The sequence below is a fragment of the Burkholderia sp. F1 genome, assembly GCF_050813845.1.
Lineage (GTDB): Bacteria > Pseudomonadota > Gammaproteobacteria > Burkholderiales > Burkholderiaceae > Burkholderia > Burkholderia ubonensis.
This window is the reverse complement of sequence record NZ_CP172422.1, coordinates 2,044,293-2,068,634: the sequence shown is the minus strand read 5'-3', so window position 1 is coordinate 2,068,634 and position 24,342 is coordinate 2,044,293. Positions and strand designations below refer to the sequence as shown.

Genomic DNA, 24,342 nt, shown 5'->3' with positions numbered 1-24,342 from the left:
CAACGTGACGGATCTCGTTCAATACATCTTTGGCGAAGTCAAAAACCGGCGGCTGTCCAAGGGCGACGCGCTGGACTTCATCCGCCAATATCAGGCGCGGGCGGAAGCGGGTGGTGCGCCGTTGCATCCGCTCCTGCAGCGCAACACCTCGGACCTCGCCGAACAGCGCTTCAGCTCCACGCTGCACGCGCACGCGTTCTTCCTGGCCGACCATGTGGTCAAGGGGCAGCGCGTGCTGCCCGGCGTGTGCTACCTGGAGATGGCCCGCGAAGCGCTGGCGCGCGCGTCTGAGAGGCCCGCGCCGGGGGCGGGCATGCGCCTGCGCAACGTGGTGTGGGCGCGGCCCATCGTGGTTCAGGACACACCGGTCGAGGTCCATATCGGGCTCTACCCGGAAGCGGATGGCGCGATCGACTACGAGATCTACGTGCGTCCGGACGACGCGGGCGAAGCCCCCGCGATCCACAGCCGGGGGACGGCCGAGTGGACGGCCGGCGCGGCCGCGACGGTCGACCTTGCCGCGTTGCGCGCGTCCTGCACGCGCGAACACCTGACGGCCGACGTGTTCTACGCGCTGTATCGCGACAAGGGGCTGGCGCTGGGCCCGGGCCTGCGCGCGGTGCAGGAGCTGTGGATCGGCGAGGACGTGGTGCTGGCCCGGCTCGCGCAGCCGGAGGGGACCGCGCACGACGGGTACGTGCTGCATCCGAGCCTGATGGATGCCGCCGTGACGGCGTCGGTGGGCTTGCGGGTCAGCGGCGCTCGCGTGGAGGGGCCGCTGGCGCTGCCGTTCGCGTTGCAGGAGCTGGAGGTGCTGGGCAGCGACGGGTTGCGGGGCGACGCGTGGGCGGTGGCGCGCTTCAGCCCGGGCAGTCGCGTGACCGACCGCGTGCAGAAATACGATCTGGATGTGTGCGATGCGAGCGGACAGGTCCGCGTGCGCTTCCGGGGATTCTCGACCCGGATCCTCGATCAGGCGAGCGCCGCCGGCCAGCGCGCGACCGAGGCGGAAACGCTGCTGTTGCAGCCCGATTGGCGGGCCGCGCCGGTTCTGCCCGGCGAGCCGCCGCGCGATGGCGAGCATCGCGTGCTGTGCCACGGCGGCGCGGTCGACGCGGTGGCGCTGGCGGCGCGGCTTCCGGCTTGCTGCACGACGTTGCCGGAAGATTTCGCGGCGCAGGTCGAGGCCGTGCTGGAGCAGGTGCGCGAGGGGCTGGACGCGAACCCGGCGGAATCGTTGCTGGTGCAACTGGTGGTGCCCGCGTCGGGGGCGCAACGGTTATCGGCGGCGCTCGATGGCGTGCTCCGGAGCGCCCGGCTGGAATACCCGAGATTCGTCGGGCAGGTGATCGAGATCGACACGGACGACGCCGACCGTGTCGCGGCCGTGCTGCGGGAAAATATTCGTCATCCCGACGACAAGCGGATCCGCTATGTCGGCGGCGAGCGGCACGTGCTGGGCTGGCGCGAACTGACGGTCGACCGGCCGCGGGTGCCGTGGAAGGACGGCGGCGTCTACCTGATCACGGGAGGGCTGGGCGGTCTGGGTTATCTGACGGCGCGGGAGATTGCCGCGCGCGCCAGCGGCGCGACGCTCGTGCTGACCGGCCGACGCCGGATCGAGTCGATCGACGCGCCGGACGGCGTGCAGCGAATCCGCGCGCTGGAAGCGCTGGGCGCGACGGTCGAATACCGGGCGGTCGACGTGACGGACCGCGACGCGGTCGCGCAAGCCGTCCTGCAGGTACGGGAGGATCATCAGGCGCTGGACGGGATCGTGCACGCCGCCGGTGTGCTGCGCGACAGCCTGCTTGCGAAGAAGACGCCGGCCGAGTGCGCCGCCGTGCTGGGACCGAAGGTGGCGGGCCTGATCAATCTGGACGAGGCGAGCCGCGCGCTGGACCTCGACTGCTTCATCTGCTTCTCGTCGCTGGCCGGGGTGCTGGGGAACGCCGGGCAGACCGACTACGCCGCCGCCAATGCATTCATGGACGCCTATGCGGCGCATCACAACAGCCTCGCGGCGAGCGGGCAGCGGCGCGGCCGCATGGTGTCGGTGAACTGGCCGCTGTGGCAGGACGGCGGCATGCGCGTGGACGCGTCCACGGAGCGCGCGATGGAGCAGGCGACGGGGATGGTCGCGATGCGCACCGAGAGCGGCGTCGCGGCGCTGTACCGCGCGCTGGGCAGTGGGCTGGATCAGGTCGCCGTGGTCGAGGGGCGCGCGGCGCGGATGCGGGAGGTTCTGCTGGGGCACGCGGCGCAGGCCGAAGTGGCGACGGCGGAGCCGGTTCCGGTGACCACGGAGGCCGCTGTCGCGCCCGCCGTATCGACGACGCCGGTCGCGCCGGTCGAAGGCGTGGCGAACGCCGATAGCCAGGCGCTGCTGGACAAGGTCAAGCGGCTGTTGACGCAGGTCGCCGCGAAGCTGCTCAAGCTGAAGGCGACGGAAATCAACGGCGACGCCGAACTGAGCAGCTACGGGTTCGATTCGCTGATGCTGGCGGAATTCGTCAGCCGGCTGAACCAGGACTACCGGTTCGGCCTCGCGCCGACGGTGTTCTTCGAATACTCGACGCTGAACAAGTTCGCCCGCCATCTGAGCGAACAGCATCATGCGTTGCTGGCGGAGCATTTCGACGTGCGCGGGAAGCCGGCGGCAGCGACGATGCTGGCCGCGACGCCGGCTGGTCCGGCATCGTCCGCCGCCGCCCCGGCGCGGCCGGCGGGACGACGCGCGCGGCTCCCGGCTCCGGTGCAGCCGGCCGCCGCCGCCGCGCGGCCGGCCGACGATCCGGTGGTGATCGTCGGCATGAGCGGCTGCTTTCCGATGGCCGACGACGTCGACGCCTTCTGGCGCAATCTCGCCGACAGCCGCACCTGCATCCGCGAGGTGCCGGCCGACCGTTGGGACTGGCGCGACTACTGGGGCGACCCGATCAGGGAAGTCGACAAGACCAACATCAGGCTGGGCGGCTTCATCGATGGCGTCGGGCACTTCGATCCGCTGTTCTTCGGCATTTCGCCGAAGGAAGCGGAAATGATGGACCCGCAGCAGCGGCTCCTGATGCTGCATGTGTGGAACTGCATCGAGGATGCCGGGCATGCGCCCGCGAGCCTCGCCGGCAGCCATACCGCGCTGTTCGTCGGAACCGCCAGCACGGGCTACAGCCGGCTGGTGTTCCGCGCGCGGATGGCGATCGAAGGGTATATGAACACGGGGGCCGCGCCGTCGGTCGGGCCGAACCGGATGAGCTACTTCCTGGACCTGCATGGTCCCAGCGAACCGGTGGAAACCGCCTGTTCGAGCGCGCTGGTGGCGATCCGGCGGGGCGTGCAGGCGATCCAGAGCGGCGAGTCCGACATGGCGATCGTCGGCGGCGTGAACACGATCGTCAATCCGGATGCACATATCAGCTTCAGCAAGGCCGGCATGCTGTGCGAGGACGGGCGCTGCAAGACCTTCTCGGACCAGGCGAACGGCTATGTGCGCGGCGAAGGTGTCGGCATGCTGCTGCTCAAGCGGCTGTCGGCGGCGGAGCGCGACGGGGACCATATCTATGCGATCGTGCGCGGGACGTCGGAGAACCATGGCGGTCGCGCGAATTCGCTGACCGCGCCGAATCCGAACGCGCAGGCGGAGTTGATCAAGACGGCGTTTCGCGAGGCGGGCATCGATCCACGCACGGTCGGTTACATGGAAGCGCATGGCACGGGGACGCCGCTCGGGGATCCGGTCGAGGTCAATGGCCTGAAGATGGCGTTCCGCGATCTGTACGCGGCGACGGGCGATGCGCAGGTGCGCGAGACGCATTGCGGGATCGGTTCGGTGAAGACGAACATCGGCCACCTGGAAATGGCGGCGGGGGTGGCGGGGGTGATCAAGGTGCTGATGCAGATGCGGCACCGGACGCTGGCGCCGAGCCTGCATTGCGAGACGGTGAATCCGTATATCGACCTGAAGGGCAGCCCGTTCGACATCGTGCGCGAGGCGCGGGAATGGGTGGCGCCGCGCGATGCGCAAGGGCGGGCGTTGCCGAGGCGGGCGGGGGTGTCGTCGTTCGGGTTCGGCGGGGTGAACGCGCACGTGGTGCTGGAGGAGTATCAGCCGAAGGATGTGCGGGCGTCGTGGGTGGTTGACGCGGACCATCCGGCGCTGGTGGTGCTGTCGGCACGGAATCCGGAGCGGCTGCGCGAACGGGTGGCGCAATTGCGCGGGGCGATCGACGCGGGTTGGGTGACGGCGTCAAACCTTGGGGATGCGGCATATACGTTGCAGGTTGGCCGGGAAGCGATGGACGCGCGGCTGGCGGTGGCGGTGACGTCGGTGGAGGAACTGGCGGCGAAGCTGGATGCGGTGCTGGCGGACGAGGCGGGTATCGATGACGTGTATCGCGGGGAGGTTCGTCGGCACAAGCAGGAGCTGGCGCTGTTCGCGTCGGACGAGGACGCCGCGCGGATGGTGGAGGCGTGGCTGGAGAAAGGCAAGTACGACAGGCTGCTGGAGCTGTGGGTGAAGGGGCTGCATGTCGACTGGCTGCGGATGTATGGGGATGCGCGTCCGCAGCGGCTCCGGTTGCCGACGTATCCGTTCGCGAGGGACCGCTATTGGGTTCCGGAGATTGGCGCGAAGCCGCTTGTGGAGCAGGTGGTTGCCGCCGCCGATGGGTTGCATCCGCTGGTTCACCGAAATACGTCGAATCTGGCGGAACAGCGGTTTACGTCGGTATTGAGCGGGCAGGAGCCGTGGCTGGCGGATCACGTCGTGCGAGGCAGGAAGATGCTGCCGGGTGTCGCGCATCTGGAGATGGCGCGTACCGCGCTGGGCGAGGCATTGTCGATGGACGGCGGTGTCGGGGTGAACGGCCTGCATTTGCGGAACGTGGTGTTCTCGCGGCCGATTCTGGTGGGTGATGCGGGGCTGGAGGTGCATGTCGGCGTGCGTCCGGAAGCGGATGGCGGGCTGGCGTATACGCTGCACGGCGTGGATGCCGAGAGCGGCGAGCGGGTGGTTTATAGCCAGGGCGTGGCGGTGTCGGAGACGGTTGCCGACGCGCGGATCGATCTGGATGCCGTGCGCGCGGCGTGCCGCGCGGGGGAGGTTGTTGCGGCGGACCTCTATGCGATGTTCCGTGAAAAGGGCCTGTCGCTGGGACCTCACTTGCGCGCGGTGCAGGCGCTGTATCTGGGCGAAGGACAGGTGCTGGCGCAACTGACGATGCCGGCTGCCGCCGTGGAGGATCAGACGCGCTACCTGCTGCACCCCAGCATGATGGATGGTGCGCTGCAGGCGTCGATCGGGCTGCTGATCGCGGCGGGCGAAGTCGATACGCGGCTGGGCTTGCCGTTTGCACTGGAGCGGCTGGAGATTCTGGCGCCGACGACCGCGCGGATGTGGTCGTATGTGCGCTTCAGCGCGGGCAGCCAGGCCAGCGACCGGGTGCAGAAGCTGGATTTCGATCTGTGCGATGACGCGGGGCGGGTGTGCGTGCGGTTTGTCGGGTTGTCGGTGCGGACGCTGGATGCCGGCGACGAGACGGCGGTGTCGACGCCGCAGACCTTGTTGCTGGAGCCTGCCTGGCGGGTCGCGGCGGTGGAGGGCGACCCGGTTGAAGTGACGAGCCATCTGGTGCTGCTGGGTGATCGCGAGGTGGATTGCGACGCGCTGTCGGCGCAACTGGGTGTGCGTTGCGAACGCTTGCCGGAGGATTACGCGGCGCAGGCGGAGTTCGTGTTGGCGCGGTTGCAAACACTGTTCGCCGAGAAGCGGAACGAGCGCGTGCTGCTTCAGGTGGTGGTGCCAGGTTCCGGGGCGGGGCAAGTGTCATCGGGGCTCGCGGGCTTGCTCAGGAGTGCGCGGCTGGAGAACGCGAAGTTCGTGGGTCAGCTGATCGAAGTTGCGCAGGGTGAAGCGACTGATGTATTGGCTGCGCGACTGCGCGAAAACGCTCGTAGCGCGGATGACGTGCGGATTCGCTACACGGACGGCGAGCGACTCGTGCTGGGCTGGCGTGAGGTGACAGTCGCTGAACCGGTGATGCCGTGGAAGGACGGCGGCGTTTATCTGATCACCGGCGGCCTGGGCGGACTGGGCCGAATCTTCGCGAAGGAAATCGCGACGCGCGCGCGATGCGTCACGCTGGTGCTGACGGGGCGGCGCGAATGGAGCGACCTGTCGGACGAATCGAACCGGTCGCTGGTTCGCGAGCTGGAAGCGCTGGGCGCGACGGTCGTGTATCACGCACTGGATGTATCGGATCGCGAAGCGGTACGACAACTGGTTCTGCAGATTCAGGAAGAACTTCAGGCGCTGAACGGCATCGTGCACGGCGCAGGCGTGATCCGAGATGGCCTGCTGACCGGCAAGAAGCCGGAAGTGCTGCGTGAAGTGCTGTCGGCGAAGGTGGCGGGGCTGGTGAATCTGGACGATGCGAGCCGCGATGTCCCGCTCGACTGGCTGATCTGTTTTTCGTCGATCTCGGCGGTGAAGGGCAACGTAGGTCAAAGCGACTACGCGGCGGCGAATGGCTTCATGGACAGCTACGCGGGCTATCGCAACAGCCTGGTGGCATTGGGCGAGCGTCACGGGCGGACGCTGTCGTTGAACTGGCCGCTGTGGCGAGAAGGCGGGATGAAGGTGGACGCGGCGACGGCAGCGTCGCTGGAGCGTGCAACGGGGCTGGTGGCGCTGCGCACGGAAAGCGGGATCGAGGCGCTGTATCGGGCATGGGGCACCGGACTGGATCAGGTGGCGGTGCTCGAAGGTGATCCGGTTCGCGTCAGGCGTCTGCTGGCAGACGAACCGGCACCGGCCGACGCGCGTAGGGAGCTGCCCGCCACAGCATCTCGGACGGTGTCATCCGGTACGCCGTCATCCAGCGCGGCGACGTCGCACGCGACAAGCGATCTTGCCGGACCGATCGCACGGATTACGTCGCTGCTGGCCGGCGTGATATCGGCGCAAGCGAAGCTCAAGCCGGAGGCGATCAAGGGCGATGTCGAGTTGAACCAGTACGGTTTCGATTCGATCATGCTGACGGATCTGGGCAACCGGCTCAATCGCGAGTTTCAGCTGGATTTGCCGCCGACGGTGTTTTTCGAGTACCCGACGCTGGATGACCTGGCGCGGCACTTGAGTAGTCGGTATGCGGAGAAGTTCGGCGCGCTGCTGGCCGTCGATGAGTCCGCGCACGTGGTCCAGACTGTTGCATCGGCATCGGCATCGGCATCGGCATCGGCATCAACCAGGCCAATGCCATTGGCGACCCGATTCGCCGCCCCGGCCCGCTTGCCGAGCCAGTCGGCGGCATTGGCTCCGGCGACGACAGAAACCCGGTCCGCCCCCGAACCGATCGCGATCATCAGTCTTGCGGGCCATTTCCCGCAGGCCGGCGACGCCGACGCGCTGTGGGAAAACTTGCGGACGGGCCGCGATTGCGTGACCGAAGTACCCGCGGACCGCTGGGACATGACGCGCTGGTATGACCCGCGCCCCGGGCAACCGGGCAAGAGCACCAGCAAGTGGGGCGGTTTCATCGACGGCGTCGACCAGTTCGACGCGCTGTTCTTCAACATCTCGCCTCGCGAGGCGCAGGCGCTGGATCCGCAGGCGCGTCTTTTCCTGCAAACCGCCTGGACCCTGCTGGAGCGCGCCGGCTACACCCGCGACACGTTGCGGCAGCAGCATCAGGGACGGGTGGGCGTGTATGTCGGCGCGACGGCGCTGCCGGGACAACCGGCCGACGATGGCGAGAAGGAGATCGCGGGACTGTCATCCGCGAGCGCGATCGCCAACCGGGTCTCGTATTTCTTCAACTTCGAGGGGCCGAGCGTGGCCGTCGACACCATGTGTTCGTCGGCGATGATGGCGCTGCACGTCGCTTGCAACGAGATTCAGCGAGGAGCGTGCGAACTGGCGGTGGCGGGCGGCGTGTGTCTGCTGCTGTCGCCGCAGAAGTATGTGGGCATGAGTCAGGCGCGCTTGCTGGGCAGCCGGCCCGGCGGCCGGAGCTTTACCGATAGCGACGGTTATCAGCCTGCCGAGACGGTTGGCGCGGTATTGCTGAAGCCGCTCAGCCGGGCACTGGCGGACGGCGATTCGATCCTGGCGGTCGTCAAGGGATCGGCCGTTGCGCACGGCGGCCGGTCGAACGGCTATGCCGCGCCGAATCCGAAGCTGCAGGCCAGGGTGATGGCGGAAAGCCTGCATAAGGCGGGTGTCGCGCCGAAGGACATCGGCTGGGTGGAGGCGGGGGCAACGGGCATCGCGCTCGGCGATGCAATCGAAGTGAAGGCGCTGGCGAGCGTGTTCGACGCGTTGCCGCCGGGTGGCCGCAAGATCCCGGTCGGCACGGTCAAGTCCAATATCGGTCATGCCGAGCATGGATCCGGCATCGCGCAACTGGCGAAGGTGGTGCAGCAGATGCGGCATGGCGAACTGGCGCCGTTGCTCGATGTCGGCGAGCCGAACCGGCAGATTCGGCTCGATGAAACGCCGTTCGTGCTGCAACGCGAACTGGCGGCGTGGACGCCGATGACGGACGCGGATGGCGTGCCGCAGCCGAGGCGGGCGCTGATCAATTCGTTCGCGGCGGGCGGGACCTACGTCAGCGTGGTGGTCGAGGAGCATGCGCGCCAGCGTGAGTCGATGCGCGATGGGCTGGTTCCGGCGGGACCGTTCCTGTTCGTGTGGTCGGCGCGCACCGACGAGCGGTTGCGGGTCGTGGCCGAGCGTGCGCTGCATCGGCTGGAGCGTGAGGGCGGCGTGGATCTGGCGGATCTGGCCTATACGTTGCAGATCGGCCGGGAAGCGATGGATCGCCGGCTGGCGGTGGTGGCGTCGACGCGGGAAGTTTTGTGCGCGAACCTGCGCGCATGGCTGGACGGGACGGAGACGGTGGGCGGTACGGTCTGCCACGGTCCGGATGAAACGTCGGCGGAATCGTTGCAGGTGCTGTTCGGCGGTCAGGCGGGAGAGTCGCTGGCGGCGGCGATGGTGAGCGAGCGCAATCTGGAAGGGCTGGCGTTGTATTGGGCGCAGGGCGGGAACGTGGTTTGGGACCGGCTGCACGGTGAACGCGGTGGGCGTCGGATTGAATGGGAGACCTATCCGTTCGCGCCGACGGCTTATCCGATTCACTACGGCACGCCGGTATCGGGTGAGGTGCCGCCGACCAATGCAGAATCGAGCAACGCACAGCCGACGCATTCCGCGCCCGGCATTGCTGAGAATGGAATCGAAGAGGTGGTCGCGCAAGCGGTGGCGGCTGCATTGGGCATTCCGCTGGCCGAGTTGCCGCGCCGCAAATCCTTGCAGACGCTGGGCTACAACTCGATCGCGGCGATGGAACTGAAGTACCGGCTTGAGACCGCGCTGCAAAGCGCGATCGGGCTGGAGTGGATCGCGGATTCCAGCCGTTCGGTCGTTGACTTGGCCAAGCAACTCAGCGGTGTGCAACGGGGATCGCAAGCCAGCAGCGCAGCCACCGAACCGATCCTGCCGGTCTGGTCGCCCGATCCGGCCGCACGCCACGAGCCGTTTCCGCTGACCGACATGCAGGAGGCATTCCTGCTCGGGCGACAGGCAACGAGCGACGGCGAACGGGTTGGCGCGCATATCTATGCGGAAATCGAAGTGGCCGGGGCACTCGACATTGTTCGTTTGAATCGTGCGTGGAACCGGCTGGTGGCGCACCACGACATGCTGCGTGCGGTCATGGTCGACGGCATGCAACACGTGCTGGAGAGCGTGCCTGAATACCGTTGCAAGACGACGGATTTCCGGATCATGGAGGCGGGTGAGCGGCGGTACAAGGCGGGGTTGCTGCGAGAAACGATGGAGCACCGGCTGTTCGCGGGAGACGAATGGCCGTTGTTCGACATCCGTGTGGCGATTCTGGACGAGGGCCGTTACCGGATTCACTTCAGCATCGATGAGTTGATCGTCGATGGCTTGTCGGTCGATACGTTGATGCGTCAATGGGACCGCTTGTACGCGGACCCGGAGCAGAGCCTGACGCCGCTGGCGCTGACGTTCCGCGATTACGTGCTGGCGATGAAGGCATATGAAGGTTCCACGCGGTATCAGCGGGACGTGGCGTACTGGCTGGAGCGCTTGACGCATCTGCCGGGCGGGCCATCATTGCCGCGCGCGGCCGTGTTGCCGGAGGGCGACGCCGCGTTGAAACGGACCCGGCTGACTTACCGTTTGCCTGCGGAAGGCTGGCGCGCGTTGCAGGCGAAGGCGAGCACGCTGGGTGTTTCACCGACGGCACTGACGCTGAGCGTGTTTGCCGAGGTGTTGCGTGCATGGAGCGAGGGCCCGTCGTTCACGTTGGTCCTGACGTACTTCAATCGTCCGCCGCTGCATCCGCAGGTGCGGGAACTGGTGGGTCCGGCGATTTCGTCGCTGCTGTTCGTGGTTGACTCGTCTGAGAACAGTGATTTCGACGCGACGGTGCGGGCTCACCATGGACAGCTTTGGAACGCGCTGGAACACAGCAGCGTGAGCGGTATTCAGGTGCTGCGGCAATTGCGGAGGAAGGCGGGTCGTGCGGTGCCGACGACGTTGCCGGTGGTGTTCACCTCGATGCTGGGCAGTGAGGTGGTGAGCGAGCCGCTGACTCATCTGGGCGAGTTGGGGTACGTGGTGAATCAAACGCCACAGGTGTATCTGGACCATCAGTTGCGTGATTCCGAAGCCGGGCTGGATTGCAGCTGGGATGTGGCGGAAGGGTACTTTGCACCGGGCGTGGCGAAGGCGATGTTCGACGCCTATGCGCAAGCGCTGGCGGCGTTGGCGGCCGGTCGTGCGGACTGGAAGCCGGTTGGTGCTGCATCCTTTGTCGCGGGAGCCAAATCAACCCCTGCCACAGCCAAACTGTCCGCCTACCTGACCGAAGCCGAACAGGAAGATCCATTCGCTCCATTCACGCTGACAGACCAGCAACAAGCGTACGCATTCGGCCGGGACGCGAGCCTGCCGGACGGCGGCGCATGCCAGTTCTATCAGGCGTTATGGATCGACCGTCTGGACATGACGCGTCTGGAGCAGGCGATGGACAGCCTGATCGCGCGCCACCCGGCGCTACGCACGGTGATCGAAGCCGACGGCAGCCAGCGCGTGCAGCCGAAGGTCTCGCGAAGCGCCATCGTGGTGACGGATCTCCGTCAATCCACGCCGGAGCAGCGCGGCACGGCGCTGGCCGCCACCCGGCGCGATCTGCTCAGCCACGGGATGCGTCTGGGCGGCTGGCCTTACGTCAACGTATCGGTATCGCTGACCGAAGGCGATCGAGCCTGCGTGCACGTGTGTTTCGACCTGATGCTGGTCGACAGCAGCAGCATTGGCCAGCTGCTGGCCGAACTGATCCAGCTCTACGAGCAAGCCCCGCTGGAACCGCCTCCCGCGCTGAGCTTCCGCGCATACCAGCGCGCGGTCGAGCACTACCGCCACGACGCGGCCCATGCGGCGAGCCTGGCGTACTGGAACCGGAAGTTCACGACCTTGCCGGCCGGCCCGGCCTTGCCGCAACAGTCGAGCTCGACGAACCCCGACACGCATCGCCGGATCAGCGGGGAGCTGAACGGCTGGGCGGCGCTGAAGCAGCAGGCGGCGTCGCGCGGCGTGGCCCCGGGGCTGGTGCTGCTGAGCGCGTATCTGGAGGTGCTGTACGCATGGAATGGCCACCAGCCATTGTCGGTGGTGGTGCCGGGCTGGGAGCGCTTGCCGGTGCATGCGGACATCGATCGGGTGGTGGGCGACTTCACAACCTTGAGTTGGGCCAGCCGCGACAGCGAGCCACTGGACTTCGGGGAGCGCGTATCGCGCGTGGCGCGCGAACACGCGGAGGACCTGTCGCACCGTCCGGTCAGCGGTCTGCAGGTGCTGCGCCGAGTGATGATGCGAGAGCGCGGGAAGCGCCAGGGTTATCCGGTGGTGTTCACGAACCAGATCACGCGGCACACGCTGCCGGGCACGCAGTTCACGCTGGGCGAGGGACAAAGCCGGACGCCGCAGGTGCACCTCGACAACCTGAGCAGCGAGACCGGCGAGCGTCTGGAGTGCCACTGGGATTTCGCCAACGGAGTCTACGCACCGGAGATGGTGCGGGACATGTTCGACGGCTACCTGCGTCTGCTGTCGCTGCTGTCGCACGACCCGGCCGCCTGGTCGCGCGGCGGATTCGACGACGTGATCCGCGCCCGCCGCGATGCCTACCTGACCGCGGTGGACCCGCTTGAGGATGTCGTTTGACATGAACGGACCGACAAGAACCATCATGTATAAGAACACGGACTCGAATACCGTCTTCGGCGGCGACGGCTCGCCGTTTCACGGCAACCCGGACAGTTTGCACCGGCTGATCGAATGGCAGGCGGCCCGCACCCCGGAACATGAGGCGCTGCGTTGCGACGGCCAGTCGCTGACCTACGCCGAGCTCGAACGCCGGGCCAACCAGTGCGCGCATTATCTGCGCGAACTGGGCGTCGGACCGGACGACATCATTGGCGTGTGCATGGAGCGCTCGCTCGAGCTGGTGGTGGCGCTGGTCGCGATCCTGAAGGCGGGCGGGGCCTACCTGCCGCTCGACCCCGGTTATCCCGACGCACGCCTGCGGTTCATGCTCGACGACGCGGCCGTGTCGGTGGTCCTGACCCAGCAGCGGCATGCCGGTCTGCTGGCCGGATTCAGCGGCACGGTGTTGCCGCTCGACAGCAAGGCCGACTACCTGACGCGCTATCCGCACGTGTCGCCGGTCTCCGCGAGCCGGCCGCGCGACCTGGCCTACGTGATCTACACATCCGGATCGACCGGCCAGCCGAAGGGCTGCCTGCTCACGCACGGCGCGATCTGCAACCGGCTGCTGTGGATGCAGGACGAATACCGCTTGCACGCCGGTGACCGCGTGCTGCAAAAGACGCCCTATACCTTCGACGTCTCCGTCTGGGAATTCTTCTGGCCGCTGCTGGCGGGTGCGACGCTGGTGCTGGCCGCGCCACAGGGGCACAAGGACAGCCACTATCTGGTCGGTCTGATTCGCGCGGAGCGCATCACGGTCTGTCATTTCGTGCCGTCGATGCTGCGCCTGTTCCTGAATGACGCCGACGCCGCGTCCTGCACGTCGCTGCGCGACGTCTTCACCAGCGGCGAAGCGCTGCCGTTCGAACTGGTGCAGCGCTTCAAGGCCCTGTTGCCGGCCCGTCTGCACAATCTGTACGGCCCGACCGAAGCGGCGGTCGACGTCAGCTACTGGCCGTGCGAGATCCGGCCGGACCGCAGGGCGCCGATCGGACGGGCGATCCGCAACATCCGGCTCTATGTGCTGGACGATGCGCGGCGGCGGGTGCCGCCCGGCCACGAGGGCGAACTCCATATCGCCGGCGCGGGCCTCGCGCGCGGCTATCTGAAGCGTCCCGCGCTGACCGCCGAGCGTTTCGTCGACGATCCGTTCCATCCCGGCGAAAAGATGTATCGCACGGGTGACCGGGTGGTGGAGCTCGATGACGGCAATCTCGACTTTCTGGGGCGCGTCGATTTTCAGGTGAAGCTGCGCGGCCTGCGCATCGAACTGGGTGAAATCGAAGCCGCGTTGCGACAGATCGGGCACGTGCGCGAAGCCGCCGTGATGGTGCGCGGAGAAGAGGACGGCGACCCGAGGCTGGTCGCTTACCTTGAAACCGACGGCGCGACGCTCGACCCGAAGCAGGTGCGCCGCGATGTCGCGACGCGGTTGCCCGACTACATGGTGCCCAATTGGGTGGTGAGCTTGCCGCGTCTGCCGCTGACGCCGCATGGCAAGCTCGATCGCGGCGCGCTGCCATGGCCCGTGCCGGTCGCGGGCGCCGTGGCGGAACCCGTGCCGGAAGCGGTGGCGGCCGTGACCCCGGCAACGGCGTCGGCCGGGCACACGCCGGCAGTCACGATCGACACGGCCCCGGTCATCAGCGCCACCACCCGCAACAGCGCGGCATCGCCCCCGCTTGCCCGCACCCCGACGCACGCGCGCATCGACGCCATCGTCGCCGCGATGCTCAAGCGCGACGACCTCGCGTCCGACACCGACCTGTTCGACGCCGGGGCAACCTCGCTGACGCTCGTGCGCGTCGTCGAGCAGATTCGCGAAGCCTGTGGCGTCGCGGTGCCGCTGCACGTGTTGCTCGACATGCCGACGATCGCCGGCATCGTCGCGTATGTGACGGCGCATGCCGAGCCGGCGCGCGTGGCCGACGCCGCATCCGACAGCCCTGTCACGACGCCGGGGCCGGTCGGCGCGCTGGCGGATCTGCCGTTGCCGCCGGTGGCCTACCGGCCGGACGCGCGGCTCGCCGATGGCGCGGAGTGCGGCTTCAGCGGCGCCGCGATTTCCTTCGAAGCGCTCAGCGCATGGCTGGGCCTGCTGATGGCCGGCGCCGGCGCCGGCGCCGGCGCCGGCGACGGCGACGGCGACGGCGACGCCAGGTTCCGCTATCCGTCGGGCGGCGGTCTGAATCCGGTGCGTGTCTATGTCCAGGTGAGGGCGGGGGGCGTGCCGGGCCTGCCGGAAGGCGGTTACTACTACCATCCTGAAGCGCACGCGCTATATCGCGTGGGGACACCCGCCGCGCAGCCCGATGCGCTGTTTGGCGCGGACGCCGCGCGCTATGCGCGGGCCGCGTTCGCCGTGTTCATGGTGGCCGAGATGGACGCCATCGAACCGCTCTACCGGCAGGCGGCCGCGCCGCTGGCCGCGCTGGAAGCCGGCTACATGAGCCAGTTGCTGCTCGCCGCACAGGGCGCGCACGGTTTCGTTGCCGCGCCGGCGACCGGGGTGAACGTCGAGGCGCTGGTGCCGGCGCTCGATCTGGCCGCCACCGAGCGCTTCGTTCATTGCCTGCTGGCCGGCGTCCCGGCGGCGGGCACGCGGATGGAGGCGGGCGCGTCGTCCGTCCATGCGGCGTATTCGGCCCGCCTGTGCGTCCGGCACGACGCCGTCGATACGCTCTTCGCGGGCGAAGCGGCGGTGACGATCACGTCCGAGCAACTGCATCGCGAGCGCCGCCATCTGCGCCGGTTGCCGGCCGACGCGCCGTGCTTCGCGCTGGCGAGCACCCCGTTCGACTGGTCCGAGCACCGCCTGCGCGCGACCTGCCGCGATTACCTGCCGGAGCCGGTCGGCCTCGCGCAGCTCGGCCGTCTGCTCGGGATGTTGCGTCCGCAACCATCCGGACAGGGCCGGCCCTATCTCTACGGGGCGGTGAGCGCGTCGCGGCATCTCGTGATCTACGTTTACACGCGCGGCGGCGAAGTCCCCGAAGGGCTGTACCGCTACGATGCCGACACCCACCGGTTGACGGCCGTCGCCAGTCTGACGGCCGCGCAGGTCCAGCAGATCTACACGCCCTACAATCGTCGGCATTTCAAGCAGGGCGCGTTCTGCCTGTTCGTGTTCGGCCGGTGCGATCCGGCGGCCAGCCGGCAGGCGGCGCTGCATGCCGCGCTGCTCGACGCGGGGCATGCCGGCCAGTTGCTGCTCGAACGGCAGGCGGAATTCGGCATTGGCCTGTGCCCGATCGGCGCGGTTCGACTCGATCCGATCCGGCAGGCGTTCGCCCTCGGGCCGGACCTGGAACTGCTGCACAGCTTCATTGGCGGCGGGTCGGCGCGTGAAGTGCCGCCCAGCCGGCGGCGGATCGAGGCCGGCGACGCAGCCGCGTCGCAACCCGCATCCGCGAGCGCCGCGCGCGTGGCCATCGTGGGCCTCGGCGGACGCTATCCGGGCGCGGACAGCCCGCGCCGCCTGTGGCGCAATCTGCGCGAGGGCATCGACAGCATCGGTCCGTTGCCCGCGAGCCGTCAGCCGGCGGCAGGCGAGGACGCGCACGCGGCGGGCCGCGCGTGGCCGCCCGGCGGCTACCTGGACGACATCGCCCGCTTCGACAGCCTGTTGTTCGGCATCGCGCCGGTCGAGGCCGTGAGCCTCGATCCGCAGGAGCGGCTGCTGCTGGAAGCGGTCTGGGCCTGTCTCGAAGATGCCGGCCACACGGCCGCGACGCTGAGCGCCGCGGGGCAGCGGGTGGGCGTGTTCGTCGGGGCGATGTGGAATGACTACCAGAGCGTCGGGCTGGACAGCTGGCGCACGGAAGGCAAGGCCGGGGAGTTCTCGCATCACGCGTCGCTGGCCAACCGGATCTCGTTCGTCTTCGATTTCGCGGGGCCGAGCCTCGCGGTCAACACGTCGTGCGCGTCCGGGCTCACCGCGCTGCACCTGGCGGCGGAGAGCCTGCGCCGGGGCGAATGCGAAGTGGCCATCGCGGGCGGCGTCAATTTGCTGGCGCATCCGTATCACGCGCGGGTGCTGGCCGATCTGGGCCTGCTGGCGGCGGACGGCCGCGCCCGGCCGCTATCGGCCGACGCCAGCGGCTGGGCGCCGGGCGAGGGTGTCGGCGCGGTGCTGCTGAAAGCGCTGCCCCGCGCCGAGGCGGATGGCGACCATGTGTACGCAACCGTCGACGCGAGCTATGTCGGTCATGCGGGCAAGTCGCCGCGCTATGGCGCGCCGAACGCGCGCCGTCAGGCCGAGCATCTGCGCCGGCTGCTGGCGGGCGCGGGCCTCGTGGCGGCGGATATCGACTACATCGAGGCGGCGGCGCCCGGCGCGAGCCTGGCCGACGCCGCCGAACTGGGCGCGATCGCGGAGGTGTTCGGCGCGGCGGCGCGCGCGACGCCGTGCCGGGTCGGCACGCTCAAGGCCAACATCGGGCATCTGGAATCCGCGTCCGGGTTGTCGCAGCTGACCAAGGTGGTGTTGCAGTTCGCGCACGACGAACTCGCGCCGACGCTCGCGAGCGAACCGCGCAGCCCGTTGATCGAACTGGATGCGCGTTCGCTGGCGGTGGTCACGGCGGCGACGCCGTGGCCGCGCGACCCGGCGGACCGGCCGCGCCGGGCGCTGATCAATTCGATCGGCGCGGCCGGCTCGATCGGTCATCTGATCCTCGCCGAACATCGGTCCGCGCCGCGCGCGCCGCGTGTAGAGACGCGCCAGCTGGTGGTGCTGTCCGCAGCGACGGCCGGGCAACTGCGCGAACAGGTCGAGCGCCTGCACGACTTCCTGGACGCGCATGCGGATACGCCACTGGACGATCTCGCCTTCACGTTGCGGGCCGGCCGGGTGGCGATGCGCGAGCGGCTCGCGATCGTCGCCGCCGATGGGGCGGAGCTGCGCGCGCGGCTGCGATGCGCGCGCGACGGCGGCGAGACGGATGGCGTATATCGCGGCACGGTGGAAGACGGCGCGACTGTCTCCGACGCCGGCGTCGCGGGTGGCGAACCGGCGCGTCTCGGCGCCGCGTGGGTGCGGGGCGGGACGGTTGACTGGCGCGTGCTCGATGGTCCCGACCCGCGCCGGATTCCGTTGCCGACCTATCCGTTCGAGGCGACGCGTCACTGGCTCGATGCGACGCCGGCCGCGAAGGCGGCGACGCACGACGATGCCCATGCGCTGGAAGCGCGCGTGCATGCGTTCCTGGTGCGCGAACTGGCCGACGCGACGGGCATTCCGGCCGCGCGCATCACGGTCGATCGCCCGCTGGAGGAGCTGGGTCTGAACTCGATGATCATCCAGGCGCTGAACGTGCGGCTGGCGCGGGATTTTCCGGCATTGCCGAAAACCGTGTTCTTCGAGCACCGGACCTTGCGTTCGCTGGCGGCATACCTGGTCAACGCCCATCGGCCGGCCTTGCTGACGCTGCTCGGCGTCGCGAAGGCGAACGTCGTCGATGCGCCGCCGGTTGTCCCCGTCGCCCGCGCGGCGGCGCGGCGCGCGTTGCCGGCCGGCGACGCGGACGCGATCGCCATCGTCGGGCTGGCCGGCCGCTATCCGCAGGCCGACACGCTCGATGCGTTGTGGCGCAATCTGGCCGATGGCCGGGACTGCATCGACGAAGTGCCGCGCGAGCGCTGGGATGTCCGGCGGCAGGCCGTGGTCGACGGTCCGGTCCAGCCCAGCCGGTGGGGCGGCTTCCTGCGCGATGTCGATGCGTTTGATCCGCTGTTCTTCAATATCTCGCCGCTGGACGCGGAGCGGATGGATCCGCAGGAACGGCTGGTCCTGCAGACCGCGTGGCAGGCGTTCGAGGACGCGGGCTATAGCCGGTCGGCGCTCGAAACGCACTACCAGGGCCGGGTGGGCGTGTTCATCGGCGTGATGTACAGCGAGTACCAGCTGTTGCCCGGCGCGGGGCAGCAGCTGGGCGTGAGCGGTTCGTACGGCTCGATCGCGAACCGGGTGTCGTATGTGCTCAACCTGCGCGGTCCGAGCCTGGCGATCGACACGATGTGCTCGTCGTCGCTGACCGCGATCCATCTGGCCTGCGAAAGCATCCGGCGCGGCGATTGCCGGTGCGCGCTTGCCGGCGGCGTGAACCTGTCGCTGCATCCGAACAAGTACGTCACCCACGCGCTGCTCAATATGCCGTCGTCGGATGGACGCTGCCACAGCTTTGGCGCGGATGGCGACGGCTTCGTGCCGGGCGAGGGCGTGGGCGCGGTGCTGCTGAAACCGCTTGGCGAGGCGATCGCCGACGGCGACAACATTCATGGCGTGATCCGGGCGACCAGCATCAACCACGGCGGCAAGACCAACGGCTACACGGTGCCGAACCCGGACGCGCAGCAGGCGTTGATCGCCGAGGCGCTGACGCGCGGCGGTATCGATGCGCGCGCGATCAGTTATGTCGAAGCGCACGGCACGGGCACCGCGCTGGGCGATCCGATCGAAATTGCCGGACTCAGCCGCGCGTTCTCGGAATACACGAGTGACAGGCAGTATTGCGCGCTGGGTTCGGTGAAGTCGAACATCGGGCACGCGGAAAGCGCGGCGGGGATCGCGGGGCTGACGAAGGTGCTGCTGCAGATGCGCCATGGCCAGCTGGCGCCGAGCCTGCACGCGCGGACGCTGAATCCGAACATCGCGTTCGAGGACACGCCGTTCGTCGTGCAGCAGGAATTGGCGGAATGGAAGCGTCCGGTGCTGGATCTCGATGGCGAGCGTCGCGAGTATCCGCGGATCGCGGGCGTGTCGTCGTTCGGCGCGGGCGGTGCGAATGCGCATGTGATCGTCGAGGAATACCGGCCATCGGAAGATGTCTCGTCGTATCGCTTGCCTGACGGACAGCCGGTGCTGGTGGTGCTGTCGGCGAAGGACGGCGAGCGCTTGCGTGAGCAGGCAAGCCAACTGGTGGACGCGCTGGAGCAAGGCGCGATCGTAGACGAGAACCTCGCCGATGCCGCCTACACGCTGCAAGTGGGACGCGAGGCGATGGATGAAAGGCTGGCCGTGCTGGCTGGTTCCGCGCAAGAACTGGCCGACAAGTTGCGCGGGGTACTGGCTGGCGATACGCGGGTCGATGGCGTATATCGCGGCGAGGTCCGGAAGCATCGCGAGGAACTGTCGTTGCTGGCGTCGGACGAGGACCTGTCCGAAGTGGTGAGCGGCTGGCTGGCGAAGGGCAAGCACGGCAAGCTGCTGGAACTGTGGGTCAAGGGATTCGCGGTGGAGTGGGCGCGGTTGTATGGCGAACACAAGCCGAGCCGGATCAGCCTGCCGACCTATCCGTTCGCGAAGGAGCGCTGCTGGCTGCCGGAGGTGGCGATGGCGGCGGCGGATACGGTGCGCGCGGTCGCGGGTTTGCATCCGTTGGTGCAGCGGAATACGTCGGATCTGGACGGACTGCGATACAGCACGGTATTCGACGGCGAGGCGTTTTTCCTGTCGGACCATCAGGTGCAGGGGCGGAAGGTGCTGCCGGGCGTGGCGTATCTGGAGATGGTGCGCGCGGCACTGGGGCTGGCGGATGGCGGCGATGCGATGACGCGCGGCGTGAGGCTGAGTCATGTGGTGTGGAGCAGGCCGCTGGTGGTGGAAGGCGGGGCGGTGCAAGCGCATCTGGGTTTGTATCCGGAGGAAGACGGGACACTGGCGTATGAGGTGTATGGAGAGGATCCGTCGGGACAGGTGACGTACAGCCAGGGTCGGGTCGAACGGATAGAAGCAGGCGAGCCGGAGCGGGTGGATGTGGAGGCGCTGCGCGCGCAAAGCGGCGGCGAGGCATGGTCGGCTGACGCGTGCTATGCGCGCTTCTTGGGGCGAGGCTTGCAATACGGTGCCGCGCATCGGGCGATCGAGTGCCTGTATGTGGGTGAGCGGCAGGTGCTGGGGCGGTTGGTGCTGCCGTCGGCGGTGGCCGGGACGTGCGAGCAATACGTGCTGCACCCGAGCGTGATGGATGGGGCGCTGCAGTCGGTGGCGGGGCTGTTGCGCGAGGAATGGGAAGAGACGGGACGTTCGTCGTTGCCGTTTGCGGTGGATCACGTGGACGTGCTGGCCGGGTGCGTCGAGCGGATGTGGGTGTGGGCGCGGTTCAGCGCGGGGAGCGGGCCGGAAGCGCGGGTGCGGAAATTCGACCTCGATGTGTGTGACGACGAGGGACGGGTGTGTGTGCGCTTGCGTGGGTTTACGACAAGAGTGATGGACAGCGACGCGGGAGTGGCAGCGGCGTCCGATATGACGCCCGCGACGACATCCGCATCCTTCGCGGCATCGGTGCCGGAGACGCTGTTGCTGCATCCGGTGTGGGAAGCGGTGCGTGCTGATGCGCATGCGCCTGCTTACAGCGAGCATCTGGTGCTGCTCGTGGGCGAACAAACGGATGTGGCGGCGTTGTCGTCGCAAGTGAACGCGCGCTGCGAGACCTTGTCCGGGGATTACGCATCGCAGGCGGAAGCCTTGCTGACGCATGTTCAATCGCTGCTGCGCGCGAAGCATGCGGGACCGGTGCTGATACAGGTGGTCGTGCCGGCCTTTGGGGCGGAACAGGTATCGGCGGGATTGTCGGGCTTGCTGAGAAGCGCGAAGCTCGAGCAGCCGAAGCTGATCGGGCAATTGATCGAAGTGGATCGCGAGGAAGATGCGACCCAACTGGCGATCAAGCTGAAGGAAAACCGCGCGACGCCGGACGATACACAGATTCGCTATGCCGAGGGCGAACGGCAAGTCCTGCGCTGGCGTGAGGTGACGGAAGCCGAGCCGTCGGTGCCGTGGAAGGCGGGCGGGGTTTATCTGATCACGGGCGGGCTAGGTGGTCTGGGCCGCATCTTCGCGGACGAGATCGCCTCCCGCGCACCGGGCGCTACGCTGGTGCTGAGCGGCCGCCGCGTGCTTGACGCATCAGGACGCGAGCAGTTGCGTGCACTGGAAGCCCAAGGCGCGACCGTCGAATACCGCGAACTGGACGTATCGAACCGGGACGCGGTGCGGCAAGCGGTGCTGGAGATTCAGGAGTCGCACGCGGGCCTGAGCGGAATCGTGCATGCGGCAGGCGTGTTGCGTGACGGGCTGCTGATGCACAAAACAACGTCCTCGCTGCACGAAGTCTTGAGCCCGAAGGTCGCGGGCCTGATGAGCCTGGACGAAGCGAGCCGCGAGATCGAACTGGATTGCTTCCTCTGTTTCTCGTCGCTGACGGCGGTCTGGGGCAACGTGGGCCAGACGGACTATGCGGCGGCGAACGGATTCATGGATGCCTTCGCGGCATACCGCAACAGCCAGGTGGCGATGGGCCGCCGCCATGGCCGGACGCTGTCGTTGAACTGGCCATTGTGGCGTGACGGCGGGATGCGGGTGGATGAATCCGTGGAGCGCGCATTGACCGACGCCACCGGCATGGTGGCGATGTCGAACGCGGATGGCATCGATGCCCTGTACCGCGCATGGAGCAGCGACTTCGATCAGGTGATGGTGGCGGCGGGGGACATCGCGCGGCTTCGGTCCGCATGGTTGTCATCCGGCAACAGGAGCGGGGAAGCGGATGCGAGGCCGATCGTAACCGAAGATCCGGCCACGCCTGTGGCGCTCGACGAGGGAGCCGGCCAGTACCTGCGCAAGCTGTTCGCCGACACGCTGCATGTGCCGATCGCCAAGGTCGAGCTCGACCAGCCACTGGAGGAGTACGGCATCGATTCCATCTCGGCGATGAAGCTGACGACGGAACTGGAAACCGTGTTTGGGTTCTTGTCGAAGACCTTGTTCTTCGAGTATCAGACGTTGCAGGAACTGGCCGGATATTTTGTCGCGCACCACGCGGGACGGCTGGCGTCCTTGCTGGGAACGGCGGCCACGCCCGCGCCGGTGTCCGCATCCTTGCCGGCGCCCGCCTCCGTGCCGGAGGTTGGCATCGCGGCGATGCCGGCGCGCCGCCCGGCCCACCGCCTCGGCGCGGCCCGCGCGATGTCCCGCCGACCGGCGCGGCCGGCCGCGCCGGTATCGCGGGACGAGATCGCGATCATCGGCGTCGCCGGCCGCTATCCGCAGGCCGACGATCTTGCCGCGTTCTGGGAAAACCTGCGCGGCGGCATCGACAGCATTGTCGAAGTGCCGTCCGATCGCTGGGACCACAGCCTGTACTTCGACCCGGACAAGAACCGTTCCGGCAAGACCTATTCGAAGTGGGGCGGTTTCATCGACGGCGTGGATGAATTCGATCCGCGTTTCTTCAACATGTCGCCGAGCGAGGCCGAACGCATCGACCCGCAGGAACGCCTGTTCCTGCAGTGCGCATACGCGGCGCTGGAAGACGCGGGCTACACCCGGGAAACGCTGGCGCAATGCCGGGCGTCGGGGATGCCGGGCAATGTCGGCGTGTATGTCGGGGTGATGTACGAGGAATACCAGCTGTACGCCGCGCAACAGCAACTGCTCAGCGAGCCGGTGACGGTGCTGTCGAGTCCGTCGTCGATCGCGAACCGCGTGTCGTATTTCCTGAACCTGCATGGTCCGAGTCTGGCGGTCGACACGATGTGCTCGTCGTCGATGACGGCGGTGCATCTGGCCTGCGAGGCGCTGAAGCGGGGCGACTGCGAAATGGCGATCGCCGGCGGCACGAACGTGTCGATCCATCCGAACAAGTACCTGATGCTGGCGGACGGCAAGTTCGCGTCGAGCAAGGGCCTGTGCGAGAGCTTCGGCCGTGGCGGCGACGGCTACGTGCCTAGCGAGGGAATCGGGGCCGTGATCCTGAAGCCGCTCGTTCAGGCGATCGCCGACGGCGACAACATTCATGGCGTGATCCGGGCGACCAGCATCAACCACGGCGGCAAGACCAACGGCTATTCGGTGCCGAATCCGCTGGCACAGGCCAGCATCATCGCGCGCGCGCTCAAGGCGGCCGCGATTCATCCGCGCGCGATCAGCTACGTCGAGGCGCACGGCACGGGCACGTCGCTGGGCGATCCGATCGAGATCACCGGTCTGGGCAAGGCGTTCGACGAGGCGGCGAATGCACTGGGTGCCGGTTTGTCGGAGCGGCAGTTCTGCGCGCTGGGTTCGGTGAAGTCGAACATCGGGCACGCGGAAAGCGCGGCGGGGATCGCGGGGCTGACGAAGGTGCTGTTGCAGATGCGACATGGCCAGCTGGCGCCGAGCCTGCACGCGCGGACGCTGAATCCGAACATCGCGTTCGAAGACACGCCGTTCGTCGTGCAGCAGGAATTGGCGGAATGGAAGCGTCCGGTGCTGGATCTCGATGGGGAGCGTCGCGAGTATCCGCGGATCGCGGGCGTGTCGTCGTTCGGCGCGGGCGGTGCGAATGCGCATGTGATCGTCGAGGAATACCGGCCATCGGAAGACGTCCCGCCGTATCGCCAGCCTGACGGACAGCCGGCGCTGGTGGTGCTGTCGGCGCGCAACGGCGAGCGTTTGCGGGAGCGCGTGCGTCAACTGGTGGACGCGCTGGAGCAAGGCGCGATCGTTGATGCGAACCTCGCCGACGCGGCCTACACGCTGCAAGTGGGACGCGAGGCGATGGATGAGAGGCTGGCCGTGCTGGCTGGTTCCGCGCAAGAACTGGCCGACACACTGCGCGCGATACTGGCCGGCGACGACGACACCGGTCAGGTCTGCCGCGGGCACGCGAAGCAGCGCCGCGACGATCCACTCGGGCGGGCCGCGGATGCCAGGATGACGGAGACCGTCGACGCGTGGGTGCGCGAAGGCCGGTACTTCGCGCTGCTGGAACTGTGGGTCAAGGGTTTCGCCTTCGACTGGCGACGTCTGTACGGCGCGCGCACGCCGGCGCGCATCAGCTTGCCGACCTATCCGTTCGCGCGCGAACGCTACTGGCATCCCCGCTTCACGGCACAGGCGCGAGGCGGCGCGTGGCCGCCGCAAACGGGCGGCGATCGTCCGGGCGCGTTCGACCGGAATTTCTTCGAGCAGCTGTTCAAGGCGGTGGACGACGACATGCTGAGCGTCGAGCGCGCGCTGGCCGAAGCGAACAAGAAAAAAATGGCGTGAGACAAACACG

At 68.0% G+C, this 24,342-nt stretch carries 2 protein-coding genes; both read left to right on the top strand.

Annotated elements, in window-relative coordinates; translation table 11 throughout:
* Nucleotides 1–4 precede the first annotated feature (4 nt).
* Nucleotides 5–12,256 carry an SDR family NAD(P)-dependent oxidoreductase gene (locus ACFIMZ_RS28030; RefSeq protein WP_431822726.1) on the top strand — a complete coding sequence of 4,084 codons (12,252 nt, stop codon included), beginning with the start codon at nt 5–7 and terminating at the stop codon, nt 12,254–12,256.
* Nucleotides 12,257–12,281: 25 nt separating this feature from the next.
* Nucleotides 12,282–24,332, top strand: coding sequence for an amino acid adenylation domain-containing protein (locus ACFIMZ_RS28025; protein ID WP_431822725.1), 12,051 nt, complete (start codon nt 12,282–12,284; stop codon nt 24,330–24,332).
* The last annotated feature ends 10 nt before the right edge of the window (nt 24,333–24,342 follow it).